21 protein-coding genes are annotated in these 18688 nt (G+C 71.2%); 8 read left to right on the top strand and 13 right to left on the bottom strand.

Annotation, left to right across the window (positions count from 1 at the left end; genetic code table 11):
- Positions 1-74 precede the first annotated feature (74 nt).
- On the top strand, positions 75-1349 hold the full coding sequence (locus OG303_RS46175) for a streptophobe family protein (RefSeq protein WP_405876030.1): 1275 nt from the start codon (positions 75-77) through the stop codon (positions 1347-1349).
- A gap of 53 nt (positions 1350-1402) precedes the next feature.
- Positions 1403-1819, top strand: a complete 417-nt coding sequence (locus OG303_RS46170) for a nuclear transport factor 2 family protein (protein WP_405876029.1) — start codon at positions 1403-1405, stop codon at positions 1817-1819.
- A 71-nt stretch (positions 1820-1890) separates the two neighbouring features.
- Here the strand turns inward: OG303_RS46170 and OG303_RS46165 are convergent, their stop codons facing one another.
- The 4 genes from OG303_RS46165 to OG303_RS46150 are packed head-to-tail and all read right to left on the bottom strand — an operon-like array spanning position 1891 to position 6245.
- Complete coding sequence (locus tag OG303_RS46165) at positions 1891-2883, bottom strand: serine/threonine-protein kinase (protein ID WP_405876028.1); 993 nt, start codon at positions 2881-2883, stop codon at positions 1891-1893.
- Positions 2873-3418, bottom strand: a complete 546-nt coding sequence (locus OG303_RS46160; protein ID WP_405876027.1) for a hypothetical protein — start codon at positions 3416-3418, stop codon at positions 2873-2875. Before OG303_RS46160 ends, OG303_RS46165 begins: the two co-directional genes overlap by 11 nt.
- A gap of 8 nt (positions 3419-3426) precedes the next feature.
- Positions 3427-5775 (bottom strand): FHA domain-containing protein, encoded by a 2349-nt coding sequence (locus OG303_RS46155; RefSeq protein WP_405876026.1) that lies wholly within the window; start codon positions 5773-5775, stop codon positions 3427-3429.
- Between the two features lie 59 nt (positions 5776-5834).
- Positions 5835-6245 (bottom strand): hypothetical protein, encoded by a 411-nt coding sequence (locus tag OG303_RS46150; RefSeq protein ID WP_405876025.1) that lies wholly within the window; start codon positions 6243-6245, stop codon positions 5835-5837.
- Between the two features lie 325 nt (positions 6246-6570).
- Between OG303_RS46150 and OG303_RS46145 the strand changes: the two genes are divergently transcribed.
- The gene (locus tag OG303_RS46145; protein ID WP_405876024.1) at positions 6571-6954 is read left to right on the top strand and encodes a nuclear transport factor 2 family protein; all 384 of its coding nucleotides are present in this window, start codon (positions 6571-6573) and stop codon (positions 6952-6954) included.
- A gap of 70 nt (positions 6955-7024) precedes the next feature.
- Entirely contained in the window at positions 7025-7312 is a 288-nt protein-coding gene (locus OG303_RS46140) for a DUF1905 domain-containing protein (protein ID WP_405876023.1), read from the top strand.
- Here the strand turns inward: OG303_RS46140 and OG303_RS46135 are convergent.
- Positions 7302-8225 (bottom strand): AraC family transcriptional regulator, encoded by a 924-nt coding sequence (locus OG303_RS46135; RefSeq protein WP_405876022.1) that lies wholly within the window; start codon positions 8223-8225, stop codon positions 7302-7304. The two genes, OG303_RS46140 and OG303_RS46135, sit on opposite strands and share 11 nt — an antisense overlap.
- Before the next feature lie 101 nt (positions 8226-8326).
- Between OG303_RS46135 and OG303_RS46130 the strand changes: the two genes are divergently transcribed.
- Complete coding sequence (locus tag OG303_RS46130; RefSeq protein WP_405876021.1) at positions 8327-9310, top strand: oxidoreductase; 984 nt, start codon at positions 8327-8329, stop codon at positions 9308-9310.
- Here OG303_RS46130 and mgrA read toward each other — a convergent pair.
- Entirely contained in the window at positions 9300-10292 is a 993-nt protein-coding gene (gene mgrA / locus OG303_RS46125) for an L-glyceraldehyde 3-phosphate reductase (protein ID WP_405876020.1), read from the bottom strand. The two genes, OG303_RS46130 and mgrA, sit on opposite strands and share 11 nt — an antisense overlap.
- Before the next feature lie 124 nt (positions 10293-10416).
- Here mgrA and OG303_RS46120 point away from each other — a divergent pair, with 124 nt between their 5' ends.
- Both OG303_RS46120 and OG303_RS46115 read left to right on the top strand, forming a co-directional pair.
- Complete coding sequence (locus OG303_RS46120) at positions 10417-11310, top strand: LysR substrate-binding domain-containing protein (RefSeq protein ID WP_405876019.1); 894 nt, start codon at positions 10417-10419, stop codon at positions 11308-11310.
- A 17-nt stretch (positions 11311-11327) separates the two neighbouring features.
- A complete protein-coding gene (locus tag OG303_RS46115) occupies positions 11328-11843 on the top strand; it encodes a DinB family protein (protein WP_405876018.1) in 516 nt (171 codons plus the stop codon).
- On the opposite strand, the gene OG303_RS46110 is transcribed toward OG303_RS46115, so the two are convergent.
- The gene (locus OG303_RS46110; RefSeq protein WP_405876017.1) at positions 11825-12895 is read right to left on the bottom strand and encodes an adenosine deaminase; all 1071 of its coding nucleotides are present in this window, start codon (positions 12893-12895) and stop codon (positions 11825-11827) included. The genes OG303_RS46115 and OG303_RS46110 overlap by 19 nt on opposite strands.
- Before the next feature lie 100 nt (positions 12896-12995).
- Entirely contained in the window at positions 12996-13391 is a 396-nt protein-coding gene (locus OG303_RS46105; protein WP_405876016.1) for a VOC family protein, read from the bottom strand.
- A 136-nt stretch (positions 13392-13527) separates the two neighbouring features.
- On the opposite strand from OG303_RS46105, the gene OG303_RS46100 reads away from it, so the two are divergent.
- Positions 13528-13995, top strand: coding sequence for a pyridoxamine 5'-phosphate oxidase family protein (locus OG303_RS46100; RefSeq protein ID WP_405876015.1), 468 nt, complete (start codon positions 13528-13530; stop codon positions 13993-13995).
- A 28-nt stretch (positions 13996-14023) separates the two neighbouring features.
- Here the strand turns inward: OG303_RS46100 and OG303_RS46095 are convergent, their stop codons facing one another.
- From OG303_RS46095 to OG303_RS46075, 5 genes are all read right to left on the bottom strand, one after another.
- Entirely contained in the window at positions 14024-14929 is a 906-nt protein-coding gene (locus OG303_RS46095; RefSeq protein ID WP_405876014.1) for an aldo/keto reductase, read from the bottom strand.
- A gap of 180 nt (positions 14930-15109) precedes the next feature.
- Complete coding sequence (locus OG303_RS46090) at positions 15110-15817, bottom strand: chitinase (protein ID WP_405876013.1); 708 nt, start codon at positions 15815-15817, stop codon at positions 15110-15112.
- A 362-nt stretch (positions 15818-16179) separates the two neighbouring features.
- Positions 16180-16842 carry an SRPBCC family protein gene (locus tag OG303_RS46085; protein WP_405876012.1) on the bottom strand — a complete coding sequence of 221 codons (663 nt, stop codon included), beginning with the start codon at positions 16840-16842 and terminating at the stop codon, positions 16180-16182.
- On the bottom strand, positions 16839-17201 hold the full coding sequence (locus OG303_RS46080) for an ArsR/SmtB family transcription factor (RefSeq protein ID WP_405876011.1): 363 nt from the start codon (positions 17199-17201) through the stop codon (positions 16839-16841). The genes OG303_RS46085 and OG303_RS46080 overlap by 4 nt, the downstream gene beginning before the upstream one ends.
- Positions 17202-17301: 100 nt before the next feature.
- On the bottom strand, positions 17302-18624 hold the full coding sequence (locus tag OG303_RS46075; RefSeq protein ID WP_405877800.1) for an aldehyde dehydrogenase family protein: 1323 nt from the start codon (positions 18622-18624) through the stop codon (positions 17302-17304).
- Between the last annotated feature and the right edge of the window lie 64 nt (positions 18625-18688).

Below are 18688 nucleotides of genomic sequence, written 5' to 3'. Positions count from 1 at the left end.
CGCGCTGCCCGCAAGCGGACGCGGACGGCCCTCCCGGCGGGCGGGGCACGCGGGTGCTGCTTAGCGTGGCGAGAGTGACCCCGCGATCCCCCTCCGCCCCGGCCGGCGCCCGCCACGGCTGGGTACAGGCCCTGGCAGCGGTGCTGGCCCCGCTGATCGTCATGGGGGTGGTCGCGGCCCTGGGGTTGTGGGCGGCCGGGGCCGGGGATCTCCCGGACGGCGCGTTCCCCCGGGTCGTCGCGGCGACCGTCGTCACGGCCGTCGGCGGCACGATCGAGCTCTCGGGGAACGCCGGCGCGCTGGCCGAGTCAGCGGCCGGACTCACCGTGATCCCGCTGTCCGTCACGCTGGCCGGGGCCCTCGTCCTCGCCGCGGGTTTCCTGCGTCCGCTCCGGCACCGGGCGGTCGCCGGCGCCCCGGAACTGGCCGGTTGGGCCGCCCGGGTCGCCGTCCTGTGGCTGCTCGCGCTCATCGGCCTGGCCCTCGGCGCCCGCCAGACCTTCACGCTCTCCCTCGGCGACGGGGCCGCCGGCGACCTCGGCGACCTGTTCGGGGTGTCGCCGAAGGTGGGCTTCACGACGGACGTGCCGCTGACCCTGGTCTTCGGTGTGCTGTGGCTGGCGGGCGTGCTGGTGCTGGCGCTGCTCGTGTCGCGCGGGGCGCCGCTGCCGGGGCGGCTGCTGCGCTTCCAGGAGTCGGTACGGCCGGCCGCGTACGCCATGGTCGTCCTGCTGCTCGCGTTCGTCGCCCTGGGCATCGTCGTCGGCCTGATCGTCGCGGCGACCCGCGGTCACCGGGTCGAGACGCTCGCCGTGATCCTGCTGGGCATGCCGAACCTGGCCTGGCTCGCGCTCACGCTCGGTCTCGGTGCCACCTGGACCGGCCGGGTGCAAGGGCCCTTCGGGCTGCCCATGCCGCACGTGCTCGACGAGGTGCTGCGCACCAAGGACGTCTCCACGCTCAACCTGAGCACCCTCTCCGACTACGACGGCCGGGTGTGGTGGCTCGTGGCGGTCGACGCGGTACTGCTGCTGGCCGCCGCGTTCGTCATGGCGGCCCGCTCCCCCGCCCGGATGCGGCCCTGGCAGCACGCCCTGCACATGGCGGTCGCGCTCGCGCTGACGGTGCTCATGATCTGCCTGGTGGGCCGGATCTCCGCGCACTACGGGCTGTCGGTGCTCGGCATCGGAGACCTGGGCGGGGATCTGTCCGGGGAACTGTTCCTGAAGCCCAAGGTGTGGACCGCCCTGGGGTTCGCCCTGGTGTGGGGGCTGGTGACCGGCTTCCTCGGCGCACTGCTGGCCAGGCCGGTGCGGCGGCGTGGCGAGACGGAAACGGAAAAGGGGTAGGAGCGGTGAGGCGGTCCGTGGGAGTGTGCGATCAGCCAAGAGAAGGGCACGACATGGCGTTGGCTCTCGAAGACCGTCTGGCCGTCACCGAGTTGATCGCACTGCACGGCCATCTGGTCGACGGCGGGGAACTGGACCGCACGGACGAGGTGTTCACCGCGGACGTCGTCTACGACGTGTCGGACTTCGGCCAGGGCGAGCTCACCGGGCTCACCGCCCTCAAGGAAGCCGCGCTGGCCCTGGGCGCGAAGAACCCCCTGGCACATCACGTGACCAACGTGGTGATCGAGGAGACCACCGACGGCAATCTCCGCGCCCGCTCCAAGGGGCTGGGAATCATGGCGGACGGCTCGTGCGGATCGGTCACGTACGAGGACGTGGTGCGACGCACCGAGACAGGCTGGCGCATCTGCCGCCGCAAGGTGGTGGCACGGCGGGTGCCGCTCGGAGGGCTGGGCCAGGAGGTCTGAACGGTCCGCCGCGTGGACGCGACAAGCCCCCACCGGCCGGCGGATTGGCTACTGCCCGTCCAACAAAACCCTCAACTCCGGCTCCGGAAGACCGGCTGGGCCCACCGGGGCGGCGGCTCCAGCCGCTCCTCTCCGGCGGCAGCCACCCGCAGGTCCACCTCCGTGGGCGGATGGTCGGACACCGGCGTGCCGGTGACAGCCGTGCGTAGGGCGGCCACGAACGCGAGACACGAGTCGTGCCGGTCGTCCGGGCTCTTGGCGAGCGCCTGGGCGAACACGGCGTCGACCCGAGCGCCGAGGTCGGGGCGGGACTCGCTCAGTGGGGGCGGTTCGGCGTACTGGTGGGCCCACAGCAGGGCCATGTCGTCGTCGCGCCGGAAGGGCGGACGGCCCGCCAGACACTCGTAGACGACACAGGCGAAGCCGTAGACGTCGCAGCGTCCGTCGACGGGCCGGCCGGAGATCTGCTCCGGAGCCACGTAGTCGAGGGTGCCGACGAACTGGCCGACCGTGGTGAAGCCGGTCAGGGACAGCGACTTCTTCGTCAGGCCGAAGTCGGTGAGGTAGGCGTGCTCGGGATGGTCGCTGTCGGTGCCGCGGGCGACCAGGATGTTGCCGGGTTTCACGTCCCGGTGGACCAGCCCGTGCTCGTGGGCCGCGTCGAGCGCGGAGGCGACCTGCGCGGCGATGCGCAGGGCGACGGCGGGCGCCAACGGGCCCCGCCGGTCGAGGAGATGACGCAGGTCGCTGCCCTCGACATAACGCATGGCGATGTACAGGACGCCGTCCGTCTCGCCCGCCTCGAAGACCGGCACGATGTGCGGGTGGTCGATCGCGGCGGCCGCCCGGGACTCGTGGGTGAAGCGGAGGCGGAAGGTGTCGTTGCGGGCGAGTTCCGGGGCGAGCAGTTTGAGGGCGACGGTGCGGTCCAGGCGCAGATCGCGGGCGCGGTAGACGACGGCCATGCCGCCGCGGCCGATCTCGCGCTCGATGCGGTAGCTCGCGACCTGCCTGCCGACCAGTTCGGAGGGCCGGCCCGAGAAGAGGCTCGCGTCACGGGCCATCGGGTGTCACCACCTGGGTGGGGGCGTGGCCGTGGTCCGCCCCTGCGGCGCGGGGATCCTCGTCCGTGGCGTACGTGCTCAGGCGCGCCCCATCGCCGTACACCCACCGCCCCTGCTCGGTGTCGTACAGCCACACGGACTCGCCGTCGACGACGATCCCGATCCGCAGTCCCTGCGTACGGCCGCGGAAGGACTCGCCGTCGAGGCCGCCGCGGGCCAGTTCCTCGACCGCGGCCCGGTAGCGGGCCAGGGCTTGTTCGGCGCCGGCGAGCAAGGGGCGCGGGTCGGCGGTGCGGGCCTGGGGGCCGCCGGTGGCGGGCGGGTCCTGGGGTACGGCGACCAGGAAGCGGCCGTCGACCCAGGCGGACCAGCCGTTGGCGCACAGGACGTGCCCCCAGTCGCCGCGCCGCTCGACGAGCTGGACCGGCAGGAGCGGGTCGAGGGGCACGGTGGGACGGCCGGGGTCGGGGGCCTCCCAGGCGGGCATGCCGCGCTGGGGGACGACGTGCGTGGGCCGGAAGCCGGGGGTCGTCATCGCGGCCCCTACTTCCGCATCACGGCGGGTTCGTGCCGGCGCAGCAGCCGGGACACCAGGAACCCGAAGACGGCCGAGAGCACCAGCAGCATGGCGATGTTCAGCAGCCACACCCCGGCCGAGTGCTTGAACAGGGGATCGCCGGTCAGCTCACCGGGCACGATCCGCGCCAGCCCGACCGTGCCCGCCATCGCGCCGAGCGCCCATCGGGCGGGCACCAGCCAGGACAGCTGCTCGAGGCCGGGCACGCCGTGGAGTTTCAGCAGGGCGCCGCAGAACACGACTTGGACAATGGCGAGCAGCACCAGCAGCGGCATCGTCACCTCCTCCTTGCGCACCAGCGCGGACACCAGCAGGCCGAGCATCATCGCCGTGAACGCCAACAGGGCGACGGCGACGGTGATCTCGACAAGGGGCGGCATCAACACGCCTTCGCCGCCGGGCGCGTTGAGGTCGACGCCGAGGAGGGCGACGAGAGTCAGGACCACGGCCTGCAGCACGGTGATCGTGCCCAGCACGACGACCTTCGACATCAGGTACGCCGATCTGGACAGGCCGACCGCCCGCTCGCGCTGGTAGATGGTGCGCTCCTTGACGAGCTCGCGCACGGCATTCGCCGCACCGGTGAGGACTCCGCCGACGCAGAGGATGAGCAGCGCGTTCATGGCCGTCTCCTGCGTCAGCTTGCTGCCGGCCAGAGCGCGGGCCATGGCGCCCATCACGAACGGCAGGGCGATCATGATGGCGAGGAAGGTGCGGTCGGCTGCGAGCGCCGCGGTGTAGCGGCGCACCAGCGTGCCGAGTTGGGCGCCCCGGCTGCGCGGCCGGGGCGGCGGGGTGATCACGACCGGGTCCGAGCGGGGCACGGGGGGCTGTGCCGTCGCTTCGGTGACGTAGTGCCGATGGAAGGGCGAGTAGCGGAAGTCGCCCGCCCAGTCGCGGTCGTGGTCCCGTTCGAAGGACTCGAAGGCCTCCGGCCACTGCTCGAAACCGAAGAACGCGAGGGCGTCGTCGGGCGGGCCGTAGTAGGCGATCCTGCCGCCGGGTGCGAGCACCAGGAGCCGGTCGCACACGTCGAGGCTCAGCACGCTGTGGGTGACCACGATGACGGTCCGGCCGTCGTCGGCGAGGCCGCGCAGCATGTGCATCACCGAGCGGTCCATACCGGGGTCCAGGCCCGAGGTCGGCTCGTCCAGGAAGAGCAGCGACGGCTTGGTCAGCAGCTCCAGGGCCACGCTGACCCGCTTGCGCTGCCCGCCGGACAGGCTGTGCACGTGCTGGTCGGCGCGCTGTTCCAGGCCCAGTTCGCGGATGACCTCGTCGACCCGGGCCCGGCGCTCGGCCTTCGCGGTGTCCTGCGGGAAGCGCAGTTCGGCCGCGTACGACAGGGCGCTGCGGACGGTCAGCTGGGCGTGCAGGATGTCGTCCTGCGGGACGAGGCCGATGCGCTGACGCAGCTCGGCGTAGTCGCGGTAGAGGTCACGACCGTCGTACAGCACGGTGCCGTGGTCGGCGGGACGCTGGCCGGTGAGCGCGTTGAGCAGGGTGGACTTGCCGGCGCCGCTCGGCCCGACGACCGCGAGCAGGCACTTCTCCCCCACCGGGAACGACACGTGGTCGAGCAGGGTCTTGCGGCCGCGGTCGACGGCCACCGTGAGGTCCTGCACGTCGAGCGAGACCTCGCCGGTGTCGACGTACTCCTGCAGCTGGTCGCCGACGAGGCAGAACGCGGAGTGCCCGATGCCGACGATGTCACCGGGGCCGATCGGGGCGACGGTGACGGGAGAGCCGTTGAGGAACGTGCCGTTGTGGCTGCCGAGGTCGGCGATCTCGTACGTGCCGTCGGGCAGGGCGCGCAGCTCGGCGTGCCGGCGGGAGACGCCCAGATCGTCGATCACGAGGTCGTTGTCGGCGCCGCGGCCGATGCGCACGGTGCGCGCGGGCAGTGGCCGTACGTTGGTGGGCTGCCGGAAGGTGCCGGTCAGGCCGGGCATCGAGACCGCCGCGACGGCGGACGGGCGCTCCGGAGCCGGGGGCGACCGGTCGACGAGTACCGCGCACGGGCCGTCCGCCGGGTTGCCGAAGCGGATGACGCTCCCGGGACCCACGCCCCACTCCTGGACGCGGCGGCCGTCGGCGAAGGTGCCGTTGGTGCTGTTCGCATCCTCGAGGGTCCAGTGGTCGGCGTGATGGCGCAGCACCGCGTGGTGCCACGAGACCCGTGAGTCGTCGATGACGATGTCGCTCAACGGGTCACGTCCGACGAGGTAGTCGCGTCCCGGACTCATCACCGTGGAGCCCGCCTCCGTCTCCACGACGAGTTCGGGCGCGGTCGGCGCGACCGGCCGCTCTGCCATGCCGAGAATTCTACCGATTCGCCCCCATATGCGCCCGGCGCGGCCGACTCCACCGACGATCAGCCGACGGGGAGGACGAGTCCCGGGAGGGTCCGCTGCATGCGCAGGGCGTCGATGGACTCCGCCATCAGCTCGTACTCGGTGGTCTCGTCCCTCATGGCGATCCGCACCAGGTGTCCGGCGGCCAACTCGTCGGCGGCCAGCTCCTGTTGGGCGACATCGCTGCACCACGCCCGCAGCACGGCCGGCACGTCCGGCACGGTGTCGGCGACGGGGACGAGCGAGCTCGGCGGGAAGTGCTCCGCCTCCGGCTGCGGATCGAGGCGGTCGGCCATCCAGTTCGCACGGTCACGCATCCACCACAGCGCGAGGGCGAGGGTAGGGGCTCGATAGGTGCCTAAAGGCACTCCGATCCGCTCGCCTCCACAGGTGCCGTAGGCCGTGACGTGGCATAAGAACTCGTCGTGCACGTTTCGCTCCCCCGCTGCTCGTTCGCCTGCCGGCTGTCCTCGCTTTCGATGCGGCTCGTGTGCTGTGCGTGACGGCGTCTTCGCTCGCCGTGAAGTCCCTCAACTGTTGAGTATGTTCACTACTGAATCACTGTCACCACGACTTTCCGGCCAGTCTCCTGGCATATTCACAGGCATAGTTGGCCGGAACCCTGCGAGTTCGGTCATTACCCGAGGGGTAATCGACGGCATCGGGCACTGCGGGCATGGTTGCCCTACCGGGTCGCCGAAAGCGTGATTCCGCGTCCTGACCAGCAGACACCACCTCGACGGAGGCTGATTTCCCATGCCCGTGAACACCGACCGATACGAGAACGCCGTCGCCCGTTACTTCGAGGCCTGGAACGCGGGTGAGCCGGAGGAGCTGGCGAAGGCGGTGGCCGCCGCCTGGACGACGAACGGCAGCTACACCGACCCCCTCGCCGACGTCAGCGGGCACGAACAGATCGCGGCCGTGATCGCGGCGGCGCACGCACAGTTCCCGGGGTTCGCCTTCAGGGCGAGCGGTGCCGTCGACGGCCACCACGACACGGCGCGCTTCTCCTGGGAGCTGGTCAGCGAGGCCGACGGTTCGGCTCCCGTGGCCGGCTTCGACGTGATCACGCTCGACGCGGAGGGCCGTATCCGGTCCGTGCTCGGTTTTCTGGACCGGGTGCCCGCCGGGGCCTGAGTTCCGCGATGAGTTTCCGCGCTCGCGGTGGTCTCTTCAGTACCTGACCACCGCGAGCGGAGGAACCACCATGACCACGACCGCCAAGCTGGACGAGGAGTTCACGGCCGTCCTGCGCAAGAGCCCGAACGAGGGCGGCTGGACCTACCTCGTCTGGCCGAAGAGCGCGGAGTTCTTCGGCACCCGCGGGCTCGTCAAGGTCCGCGGCACCATCGACGGACACCCTTTCCGCAGCTCGTTCATGGCCCTCGGGGACGGCACGCACAAGCTGCCGGTGAAGGCCGACATCCGCAAGGCCATCGGCAAGGCGGAGGGCGACACGGTCACCGTGCGCCTGGAGGAGCGGATCAGCTCCTAGCCGCCTCCCGGTAGCGCCGGGGCGCCACGCCGACCGTGCGTTTGAAGGCGTTGCTGAAGGCGCTCTCTGAGGTGTAGCCGACCGAGCGCGCGAGGGCCGCGACGGGGGTCGCGTCCTGTCTGAGGGCACGGGCGGCCAGGCTCATGCGCCAGTTCAGCAGATACGTCAGCGGTGGCACGCCGGACGCCTCCTTGAACCGTACGGCGAAGGTCGTCCGGGACATCGCGGCTGCCCTGGCGAGCTCCTCCAGCTGCCAGGGGTGGCCCGGGTCGCCGTGCATCAGACGCAGGGCCGGCGCGAGCCGTTCGTCGGCGAGGGCGCGCAGCCAGCCCGGCGGCAACCCCTCCGACTCGGCGAGGCAGACCCGCAGCACCTGCACGAACATCAGCTGGGCCAGCTGGTCCGAGGCGAACTCGACGCCGGCCCGGCGCGCCGTCATCTCCTCGGCCAGCTGCCCGATCAACCAGCCCAGCACCGGCGCCTCGGCCGCGTGGGACCGTACGTGGATCAGCTCCGGCAGCGCCCGGCGCAGCAGTTCGCCGCTGTCCCGGCTCAGGTCGATGTGCCCGGAGACGCAGACGACGTCCTCGTCCGTGCCGTCACCGAGCCGGGCCGTGCAGGTGACGGGGTCCACGGTGACCTCGTCGGAGTCCAGCGGCTCGACGCCGAGCGCGCTGCACAGGACGTACGGCTGCCGCCCGTCGGAGACCACCACGTCACCCTCGGACAGCTTCAACGGCTCCCCGCCGCCCTCGCGGACCAGCAGACAGCCGCCCCGCACCACGGCGTTCACCTTGAGCCTGTCGCGGCCGCGCAGCCGGATCGCCCAGGAGCCGCCGGCGGTGAAGCCACCGGAGAACACGCTGCGGGCGTCGGCGACGGCGAGGGCGTCGGACAGGGGGTCTGCGGACATGCTCGAACTATCACGCAAGTAGTGCGAACTCTCAAGTATTCATCGTACGGATCCGCGACTTTACGGTGGCTGAGTCGGCTCACATTGAGGAGATACGCACCATGACCACCGCACAGCGCCCCCTGTCCTCCGGCTTCGGCGCCGCGTCCACCGCCGAGGAGGTGATCAAGGGGGTCGACCTGACCGGCAAGGTCGCCGTCGTCACCGGCGGCTACTCGGGCATCGGACTGGAGACGGCCCGGGTGCTGCGTTCCGCCGGCGCCGAGGTCGTCGTACCGGCGCGGGACCTGGAGCGGGCACGAGCCGCACTGAAGGACGTGCCCGGCGCCGAGGTCGAGTATCTCGACCTGATGGACCCAGCGTCGATCGACGCCTTCGCCGAGAAGTTCCTGGCCTCCGGCCGTCCGCTGCACATCCAGGTCAACAGCGCTGGGATCATGGCGACCCCGCTGACCCGGGACGCGCGCGGGTACGAGGCGCAGTTCGCCACCAACCACCTGGGGCACTTCCAGCTGGTCGACCGGCTGTGGCCCGCGCTGGTCGCGGCCGGCGAGGCACGGGTCGTGGCCGTGTCCTCGCGCGGATTCCGCTTCGGCGGCGTCGACTTCGACGACCTGCACTTCGAGCACCGGCCCTACGAGCCGTTCGCCGCCTACGGCCAGTCGAAGACGGCCAACGCGCTCTTCGCCGTGGAACTGGACCGGCGCGGGCGGGCCGAGGGGGTGCGGTCCTTCTCCGTGCACCCGGGCACGATCGTCGACACCGGTCTCGCCAAGCACGTCTCCGCGGAGGTGGTCCGGGCGGCCGGCGTCCTCGACGAGCACGGCCGGCCCGTACGCGACCCCGCCCGCCAGCTCAAGACCGTCCCGCAGGGAGCGGCCACGAGCGTCTGGTGCGCCACCAGCCCCCGACTGGCCGGACTGGGCGGGGTCTACTGCGAGAACTGCGACGTCAGCCCGCTGGTGGCCGAGGCGGACGAGGCCGCCTGGCGCGCGGGTGCGGAGACGCCGGGCGTCCTCCCGTACGTCGTCGACCCAGAGGCGGCGGCCCGCCTCTGGGAGGTCAGCGAGCGGCTTACGGCTTGACGATCGCGTCGATGCGGGCCAGCTCGTCGGCGTCGAAGTCCAGGTTGCGGGTGGCCGCGACACTGTCTTCGATCTGCTGCGCGCTGCTCGCACCGACCAGCGCGGAGGTCACCCGGCCGCCGCGCAGCACCCAGGCCAGCGCCAGCTGGGCCAGGGTCTGGCCGCGGCCCTTGGCGACCTCGTCGAGGGCGCGCAGCCGGCCCACCAGGTCCTCGGTGACCGCGTCCGAGTTCAGGAAGGGGCTGTCGCTCGCCGCCCGCGAACCCTCCGGGATGCCGTCCAGGTAGCGGGAGGAGAGCAGGCCCTGCTCCAGCGGGGAGAAGACGATGGAGCCGACCTGCAGCTCGTCGAGGGCGTCGAGCAGGCCCCCGTCCTCGGGGCGGCGGTCGAGCATCGAGTAGCGCGGCTGGTGGATCAGCAGCGGGGTGCCCAGCTCGCCGAGGATGCGGGCGGCCTCGCGGGTCTGCTCTGCCGAGTAGTTGGAGATGCCGACGTACAGCGCCTTGCCCTGCTGGACCGCCGAGTGCAGGGCGCCCATCGTCTCCTCGAGCGGAGTCTCCGGGTCGGGGCGGTGCGAGTAGAAGATGTCGACGTAGTCCAGGCCCATGCGGGTCAGGCTCTGGTCCAGCGAGGACAGCAGGTACTTGCGGGAGCCCCACTCGCCGTACGGGCCGGGCCACATCAGGTAGCCGGCCTTGGTGGAGATCACCAGCTCGTCGCGGTAGCGCGCGAAGTCCGACTTCAGGAACCCACCGAGCGCGGACTCGGCGGCGCCGGGCGGCGGGCCGTAGTTGTTGGCCAGGTCGAAGTGCGTGACGCCGAGGTCGAAGGCGCGGCGCAGGATGGCCCGCTGGGTCTCGACCGCACGGTCGGGACCGAAGTTGTGCCACAGGCCGAGCGAGATCGCGGGGAGCTTGAGGCCGCTGCGTCCGGTGCGCCGGTAGGGCAGGTCCGCGTAGCGGTCGGGGTGTGCGGTGTACAACGCGACTCCAGAGGGGTTGGCACACGAATGACGGTTGAGGAAACCGGTACCCCATCTTTCGCGACCTGCGGGCAGTGGTCCAACAGGAGAATCCGATGGAACTCAGCGGATAGTCTTCTCAATCGTGGAACTACGCCATCTTCAGCATTTCGTCGCGGTCGCCGAGGACCAGCACTTCACCCGGGCCGCGGAACGGCTGATGGTGTCCCAGTCGGGCCTGTCGGCCTCGATCCGGGCGCTGGAGCGGGAGTTGCAGACCCCCCTGTTCGTACGGACGACCCGCCGGGTCACGCTCACGGAGGCCGGGCGGGCGCTGCTGGGCGAGGCGGAGCGGATCCTCGCGCAGGTGCGGTCCGCGCACGAGGCTGTCGCCGCCGTGCAGGGCGTGCTGCGCGGCACGCTCGCGCTGGGCACCGAGCAGTGCATCGCGGGGGTGCATGTGGCGGGGCTGCTGGCCGCGTTCCGCCGCCTTCATCCGGATGTGGAGATACGGCTGCGGCAGACGGGCTCGGGCGCGCTGGCGGAGGAGGTCGCGGCCGGGCGCCTCGACCTGGCCTTCGCCTACCGGACGCAGGCGGACACCGACCAGCTGCGCTCGGTCTCGCTGACCGCCGAGCCGATGACGGTGCTGTGCCACCCCACCCACCGGCTGGCGACCGGCGGCGCGGCCGTCACGCCGGACGACCTCGGCGGTGAGGTGTTCGTCGACTTCCACCCGGACTGGGGTCCGCGCCGCACCACGGACACGGCCTTCGCCGCAGCGGGCGTACGGCGCACCGTCGCGCTGGAGGTGAACGACGTGCACAGCCTCCTCGACCTGGTGGACGAGAACCTCGGCGTCGCCGTCGTGCCCCGGCACTTCCGGCACAAGCGGGAAACGCTCACCGCCCTGCCCGTGAAGGGCACCGGCGAGACGGTCTACGAGACCGTGGCCCTGCTGCCGCCGCCGCAGGCGACCAGCCCGGCGGCCCGCGCGCTGATGGCGCTTCTGGAACAGGGCACGCACGACGGTCCGTGATGCGCGATGGTGGATGCATGCATGCCAAGGACATCCTCATCGACGCGTACAACCGCATCCAGGAAGAAGTCCACGCCGTGGTCGAGGGCCTCGACCCGGACGCCCTCGGCGCCCGCCCCTCCGACGAGGCCAACTCCATCGCCTGGCTGGTCTGGCACCTCACCCGCGTCCAGGACGACCACGTCGCCGACGCCTTCGGGCTCGATCAGGTGTGGCTCACCCAGGACTGGGAGAAGCGCTTCGGTCTTGACCTGCCGCGCCGCGACACCGGATACGGGCACAGCCCCGCCAAGGTCGCCAAGGTGCGGGTCGACTCCGGCGACCTTCTGACGGGCTACTACGACGCCGTACACGCGCAGAGCCTCGAAGCTCTGCGCGCGCTGGCCGCGAAGGACTTCGAGCGCGTCGTCGACGAACGCTGGGATCCGCCGGTCACGCTGGGCGTGCGGCTCATCAGCGTCCTGTCCGACGATCTGCAGCACGTCGGACAGGCCGGCTATGTACGGGGGCTGCTTCAGAGCGCTGCTTCGTAGCCCGGCAGGACGACGTCCTCGATGAGGGCCTTGCGCTCGTCGAACGGGATGAACGCGCTCTTCAGGGCGTTCACCGTGACGGTGCGCAGGTCCTCGACCGTCCAGCCCGCCTGCTCCACCAGCAGGGACATCTCGCGGGTCATGGTGGTGCCCGAGACCAGGCGGTTGTCGGTGTTGAGGGTGACGCGGAAGCCGAGGTCCTTCAGGGCCGTGATCGGGTGCTCGGCGATCGAAGTGGCCGCGCCCGTCTGGAGGTTGGACGTCGGGCACATCTCCAGGGCGATACGGCGGTCCCGGACCCAGCCCGCGAGACGGCCGAGTTTGCCGTCCACGATGTCCTCGGTGATGCGCACGCCGTGGCCGATGCGCTGGGCGCCGCACATCTGAAGGGCCTGGTGGATGCTGGGCAGGCCGTGCGCCTCACCGGCGTGGATGGTGAACGGGACGCTCTCGCGGCGCAGGTGCTCGAAGGCGTCGAGGTGGTCGGCGGGCGGGAAGCCGTCCTCGGCGCCGGCGATGTCGAAGCCGACGACACCGGCGTCGCGGAAGGCGACGGCCAGGTCGGCGGCCTCCCGGACGCGGTCGAACATCCGCATGCCGCACAGTAGGGTGCCGACGCGGACCGGGGTGCCGGCGGCCGCCGCCTTGGCCATGCCCGCCGCAAGACCTTCCTGGACGGTCTCGACGACCTCGGCGAGGGTCAGCCCGCCGTTGGTGTTCAGCTCGGGGGCGTAGCGCACCTCGGCGTAGACGACACCGTCGGCGGCCAGGTCGAGGACGTACTCCTCGGCGGTGCGCAGCAGGCCCTCGCGGGTCTGCATCACGGCGAGGGTGTGCTCGAAGGTGGCTATGTAGCGCACCAGGTCACCGGAGTTGGCGGCCTCGAAGTACCAGGCGGCCAGCTCGTCCGGGTCGGTGGTGGGCAGGGTGTGGCCGACCGCGTCCGCGAGCTCCACCACGGTGGCGGGGCGCAGGCCGCCGTCGAGGTGGTCGTGCAGGACGGCCTTGGGCAGGCGGCGGAGGGTGTCGATGTCGATGCGGGGCGCGGTCATGGCGGTGTTTCCTCGGCAGGTGGGGCGGGGTGGTGGCGGAGAGCGGGTGGTGGGGCCCCGGCCGGACGACGCGCGCCCGGGCGGGGTCTGCCACCGGCTCTCAGTCGGTCGCGGGCTGGAGCAGGTCCCAGCGGTTTCCGTACAGGTCCTGGAAGACGGCGACCGAGCCGTACGGCTCGTGGCGCGGCTCCTCCAGGAAGATCACGCCGGCGGCGAGCATGCGGGCGTGGTCGCGGGCGAAGTCGTCGGTGTGCAGGAAGAAGCCGACGCGCCCGCCGGTCTGGTCCCCGACCCGGCCGCGCTGCGCCTCGTCCTTGGCCCTGGCGAGCAGCAGCCCGGTGGCCTGCGCCCCGGTGCCCGGCTCGACGACGACCCAGCGGGAGCCGTCCGGGCGAGGCGTGTCCTCGACGAGCCGGAATCCGAGGGCCTCGGTGTAGAAGCGGATCGCCTCGTCGTAGTCGTCGACGACGAGGGTGACCAGGGCGATGCGTCTCATCGTGGCCTTTCGGAGGGGGCGATTGACGGGAGAGGTTATACGTAAAACGTCGGGCACGGCAACTGACGGAGGAGGCCGGGAGGCCTAGGGCCGCGGCCCGAGGTGCGATCACCGACGGGCCGGTAGCGTCCCCGTCATGAAGATCACCGAGCCGCCCCGCAGTCCTGCGCAGCGCAAGCGCGACGTACTGGCCCGACTGGAACGGGAGTTGGACATCTGGGTCGCCACCGCCGACGGTGACGGGCTGCCGTGTCTGGTCGCGCTGTGGTTCGTCTGGGACGGGGAGTCCGTCTGGATGTCCACCCGGGTCACCAATCCCACGGGCCGCAATCTGCGCGACGGCGGGCGCACCCGGCTGGCGTTCGGGGACACGCAGGACGTGGTGCTCGTCGACGGGGACGTGGAGTGCTTCGACGGGCAGGAGGGCCGGGACCTGCCGGCCGCGGCGGCCGCCGCGTTCGTCGCGAAGACCGGGTGGGATCCCATCAGGATCAGCGCGGCGTACGCGTTCTTCCGGGTGCGGCCGCGCGCGGTGCAGGCGTGGCACGGTGAGCACGAGCTGCGCGGGCGGCATGTGATGCGGGACGGCGTGTGGGCGGTCTGAGGCGGCCGCCCCCGCCGTACCCGGATCGTCAATCCGCCGCCCGATGCAGCGCGTTGAGCCGGGTCAGCTCGTCGTCCGTGAGACGGAGCGCGCCGGCGGCCACGTTCTCGGCGAGGTGGTCGGGGTTGCCGGTGCCGGGGATGGCGAGGACGTGCGGGCCCTGGTGCAGCGTCCAGGCGATCCGGATCTGGGTGGGGCTCGCGTCGTGGGCGCGGGCGACGGCGAGCACCTCTTCGCCGTCGGTGACGGCCGCGGCCTGCGGCCCCCTCTGTCCCGCCACTGCGTAGAACGGCACGAAGGCTATGCCCTGCTCGCCGCAGAGACGCAGGAGTTCGTCCGTGGCCGGGTTGTGGGAGTCCAGACCGTAGCGGTTCTCCACGGCCACCACCGGCGCGATCGCCTGCGCCTCGGCGAGGTGCTGGGGCTCCACGTCGGAGAGGCCCAGGTGGCGGATCAGGCCCGCCTCGCGCAGCTCGGCCAGCGCGCCGAAGTGCTCGGCCACGGAGTCCTGGCGCATACGGCGCAGATAGACCAGGTCCAGGTGATCCCGGCCGAGTTGGCGCAGGTTCTCCTCGACGTGCCCGCGCAGCTGGTCGGGGCGGGCCGAGGTGCCCCACTCACCGTGGTAGTCGCGGTAGGGGCCGACCTTGGTGGCGATGAGGAGGTCGTCCGGGTACGGGGCCAGGGCGCTGTTGATGAGTTCGTTGGCGGAGCGCAGCTGCGAGAAGTAGAAGGCGGCCGTGTCGATGTGGTTGACGCCGAGGTCGATCGCCTTGTGGAGCACGGTGATCGAGCGCTCGCGGTCGCTCGGCGTCCCGAGATGGAAAGCGGCGCTGCCCGTCAGTCGCATCGCTCCGAAGCCGATGCGGTTGACGGTCAGATCGGCGAGTTTCCACGTGCCCGCGGCGTCCGCGGTGATCGTTTCGGAGGTCATCGGCGGAGTCTCGCACAACTGGCGTCGCGTTGGCCGGGGGTGCCACGACCGCGGTGGTCAGAGCCGCGGTCGTGGCGAGCGGGGCGTGGGGGGTGCGCAGGGTGGTGACCTTCGTCCGCGTCACGTCCCGGATGATCAGGTGCATGACACCCTGCGCCCGCGCCCCGCTGTCTGGGGCCTTCAGCAGTAGAGGTTGTCGCCCGGTGACACTCCGAGGATCTGGCTGAAGCGCTGGTAGGCGTCGACGCGGCTCTGTACCTGGGCGGGGTTTTTGCCGTCGCATTCGAGGGAGCCGTTGATGGAGCGGATGGTCTGGCCGAAGCCGGCGCTGTTGACCATGGCGTTGTGGGGGGTCATGGTGCCGGGGCCGGACTGGGTGTTCCAGTACCACAGGCCGGTTTTCCAGGCGACGGAGGCGTCGTTCTGGACCAGGTTGGGATTGTTGAGGAGGTCGATGCCGAGGGCGTCGCCGGCGGCCTTGTAGTTGAAGTTCCAGGACAGCTGGATGGGGCCGCGTCCGTAGTAGGCGGCCTGGCCGGCCGGACAGCCGTAGGACTGGCTCCAGTCGCAGTACGTGGGGTAGTTGGCGGTGTTCTGCTCGACGACGTAGACCAGACCGCCGGTTTCGTGGTTGACGTTGGCGAGGAAGGCCGCGGCCTCCTGCTTCTTGACGGTGTCGCTGCCGGTGTTGGCGAAGCCGGGGTACGCGTTGAGCGCGTCGGTGAGACCGCTGTAGGTGTAGAAGGAGTTCCGGCTCGGGAACATCTGGTTGAACTGCGCCTCGCTGACGACGAATCCGGCGGCGGATGCGGTGGGGGCCGGCTGGAGCGCCAGGACGGCGCCACCGAGAGCGAGTGAGGACAGGGCTGCGGTGATGCGGCGCCTCATCAGGGGATCAACTCCTTTGCGGAGCACGGCCGCACCCGGACAAGGTCGGGCCGGCGCCCGACCTTGAGCGCACGCGCCGGTGATACCGGCCACGGCGTGGGGGCGGCCGTGGTGGGGGGTGTGGAGCCACACTCAACCGCGTTGGTCTGTACCAGTCAAGGGTGTAGACCAGTCAATCGACGTTCCCGAACGGGAAGTTGCACAGAGGCGCCCGGCGCGCACTGCGCGCCGGGCGCCTCCGGGACCGAAGTCCCGCCCGTACCGGATGTCTTGTGACCAGCTGGATGATCTGCGGGATGACCTGCGAACAGCCGAGTGTCCCGTGACTGGTGGGATCGCCTGCGGCAGCCGGATGTCCCGTGCTAGCCCGCGTCGCCCTGGCCGGGGCCCTCACCTTCGTCCGCTGCCGTGTACGCGGCCGTGGTCCGGTCCGCCGCTTCGCGCGCCGTCTTCTCGTCCTCGCCACCCGCGACGTTCGCCGCGTACCAGGCCTCGCTGCTGGATGTCATGAACCGTCGGCCCTCGTCCGAGCCCATCCAGGCCATGAACTTCTTCGCGTCGACGGCGGCGCCGCTGGCGAGGTGCAGGGATAGCCCCCTGACCATCAGGTCCCATCCGACGCCGACCGCGCCCGGGCCGAACTCCGCCCACTTCGTGTCGTCGACGTGGGCGATGTGCTGCAACTCGAAGCGTGTGCCGCCCTCCTCGGCCGTCAGGTTGAGCTCGATCCAGCTGGTCTCGCCGCCGTACTCCCATGTCGCGGAGAAGCTCGTGGGTGGCTCGCAGCGCTCGACCACGCCACCGGCGTTGCCCTCCAGCTGATAGCGGCCACCCAGCCGCAGTTCCCCCGACACCGGGAGGAGCCAGCGGGGAATGCGCTCGGGGTTCGTGCACGCGTCCCACACGTCGTCGAGCGGGGCGTCGTAGGACCTGGTCACGGTCACCACACGTGCCTCGCCCGCTTTGAAGGTGCGCGTGCCGACCTGCCGGCGTACGTCGCTGATGTCATGGGTCACGTCGGTCATGGGGTGCTCCTCGGGGTTTCGTCGGCGTCGCGGAGTCGGCGCGCGCGCTTGCCGCGGGCCAGTTCGGTGACCAGCGCGTCCAGGTGCGGGGTCCAGAAGCGGCGGAAGCGGTCGAGCCAGGCGTCGATGTCCTGCAACGGTTCGGCATTGACCGCGTACAGCCGCCGGGTTCCTTCGGGGCGCACGGTCGCGAACCCGTTCTCCCGCAGCACCTTCAGATGCTGCGACACCCCGGGCTGCGAGATCCCGAACTCCTCCCCGATGACCTCGCAGACCGCGCCCGAGGTCATCTCCCCGTCGGCCAGCAGCTCCAGGATCCGTCGTCGTATCGGGTCTCCGAGCACATCGAAAGCGTGCATGTGAGCACTGTATCAGCTACCACTTATATAAGCGGAGGACGATATTGTGGTGCGAAAAATGCCCGGCCGCGAGCACGACCGGGCATTCACTTCGCCTCATTCAGCTCAGAGGCTTCTCCAGCACCGCCTTGCGGTGGCTGAACGTCTCGATCGAGTAGCGGCCGTGGTAGCTGCCCATGCCGCTCTCCCCCACGCCGCCGAACGGCAGGTCGGAGACAGTGAGATGGGCCAGCGGCAGGCCGTGGCCGAGGCCGCCCGAGGAGGTCTCGGCGGCGATCCGGCCGCGCGTCTCGTCGGACTCGGAGAAGACGTACAGCGCGAGGGGCTTGTCGCGGTCGTTGATGAAGTCGATCGCCGCGTCCAGGTCGGGCACGGTGACGACCGGCAGGATCGGGCCGAAGATCTCCTCCCGCATGACCGGCGACTTCGGGTCGACGTCGGCCAGGACGGTCGGCGCGATGTACTTCGTCGTACGGTCACTGCCGCCGCCGACGACCACGCGGCCCGAGTCGAGCAGGCCGGCGAGCCGGTCGAAGTGCCGCTCGTTGATGATCCGGCCGTACTCGCCGGAGGCCGACGGGTCGGTGCCGAACAGGGCCTCGACGGCGCGGGTGAACGCGGGCTCCAGGGCGGCGGCGGTGGCCGGGTCGGTCAGGACATAGTCGGGGGCGACACAGGTCTGGCCGGCGTTGAGGAACTTGCCGCGCGCCAGCCGGTCCGCGACGACGTCGAGGTCGGCGTCCCGGTCGACGAACACCGGGGACTTGCCGCCGAGTTCGAGGGTGACCGAGGTGAGGTGCTCGGCGGCGGCGCGCATGACGATGCGGCCGACGGTGCCGTTGCCGGTGTAGAAGATGTGGTCGAAGCGCTCGGCCAGCAGGGCCGTGGTCTCCGGGATGCCGCCCTCGACGACGGCGACCGCGTCGGTGTCGAGGTAGGCGGGCAGCAGGCGGGCGATCGCGGCGGAGGTGGCGGGGGCCATCTCGCTGGGCTTGACGACCACCGCGTTGCCCGCGGCGAGTGCGCCGACCAGCGGGGCGAGCAGGAGCTGGGCGGGGTAGTTCCAGGGGGCGATGACGAGGACGACGCCGAGGGGGTCGTACTGCGTCCAGGCGCTCGCGTCGGCGCCGAGATGGGCCGGGACCGGGGCGGGTTCGGGGCGCAGCCAGTCGGCGAGGTGGTCGAGGGTGTGGTCGATCTCGCGGACCGTGAAGTCGATCTCGGTGCGGTGGGCCTCGGTGGAGCTCTTGCCCAGGTCGGCGTGGAGGGCCGCGGCCAGGTCGGGCCCCTTCTCCGTGAGCAGCTCGCGCAGTCGGCGCAGTTGGGTGGTGCGCCACTCGACGGGCTTGGTGCGACCGGTACGGAAGGTGGCGCGCAACCGGGCCACGATGTCGGCGGGCTGCTCGGGGGCGGGGTGGTTCACGATGCCTCGCTGCGGATCTACGGCCTTGCGGCGCACGGGTGCGGTCTCGGTCCCGACGGTCGGG

This window comes from Streptomyces sp. NBC_00005, assembly GCF_045160215.1.
Taxonomy (GTDB): domain Bacteria; phylum Actinomycetota; class Actinomycetes; order Streptomycetales; family Streptomycetaceae; genus Streptomyces.
The sequence above is the reverse complement of the archived record's forward strand: the minus strand, read 5'-3'. Positions and strand labels throughout refer to the sequence as shown.

Bases quoted from the DNA above. Each gene is read 5' to 3' on its own strand.
- OG303_RS46170 (WP_405876029.1), top strand. From the start codon at position 1,403: ATGGCGTTGGCTCTCGAAGACCGTCTGGCCGTCACCGAGTTGATCGCA.
- OG303_RS46165 (WP_405876028.1), bottom strand. From the start codon at position 2,883: ATGGCCCGTGACGCGAGCCTCTTCTCGGGCCGGCCCTCCGAACTGGTC.
- OG303_RS46160 (WP_405876027.1), bottom strand. From the start codon at position 3,418: ATGACGACCCCCGGCTTCCGGCCCACGCACGTCGTCCCCCAGCGCGGC.
- OG303_RS46155 (WP_405876026.1), bottom strand. From the start codon at position 5,775: ATGGCAGAGCGGCCGGTCGCGCCGACCGCGCCCGAACTCGTCGTGGAG.
- OG303_RS46145 (WP_405876024.1), top strand. From the start codon at position 6,571: ATGCCCGTGAACACCGACCGATACGAGAACGCCGTCGCCCGTTACTTC.
- OG303_RS46140 (WP_405876023.1), top strand. From the start codon at position 7,025: ATGACCACGACCGCCAAGCTGGACGAGGAGTTCACGGCCGTCCTGCGC.
- OG303_RS46135 (WP_405876022.1), bottom strand. From the start codon at position 8,225: ATGTCCGCAGACCCCCTGTCCGACGCCCTCGCCGTCGCCGACGCCCGC.
- OG303_RS46130 (WP_405876021.1), top strand. From the start codon at position 8,327: ATGACCACCGCACAGCGCCCCCTGTCCTCCGGCTTCGGCGCCGCGTCC.
- OG303_RS46115 (WP_405876018.1), top strand. From the start codon at position 11,328: ATGCATGCCAAGGACATCCTCATCGACGCGTACAACCGCATCCAGGAA.
- OG303_RS46110 (WP_405876017.1), bottom strand. From the start codon at position 12,895: ATGACCGCGCCCCGCATCGACATCGACACCCTCCGCCGCCTGCCCAAG.
- OG303_RS46105 (WP_405876016.1), bottom strand. From the start codon at position 13,391: ATGAGACGCATCGCCCTGGTCACCCTCGTCGTCGACGACTACGACGAG.
- OG303_RS46100 (WP_405876015.1), top strand. From the start codon at position 13,528: ATGAAGATCACCGAGCCGCCCCGCAGTCCTGCGCAGCGCAAGCGCGAC.
- OG303_RS46095 (WP_405876014.1), bottom strand. From the start codon at position 14,929: ATGACCTCCGAAACGATCACCGCGGACGCCGCGGGCACGTGGAAACTC.
- OG303_RS46090 (WP_405876013.1), bottom strand. From the start codon at position 15,817: ATGAGGCGCCGCATCACCGCAGCCCTGTCCTCACTCGCTCTCGGTGGC.
- OG303_RS46085 (WP_405876012.1), bottom strand. From the start codon at position 16,842: ATGACCGACGTGACCCATGACATCAGCGACGTACGCCGGCAGGTCGGC.
- OG303_RS46080 (WP_405876011.1), bottom strand. From the start codon at position 17,201: ATGCACGCTTTCGATGTGCTCGGAGACCCGATACGACGACGGATCCTG.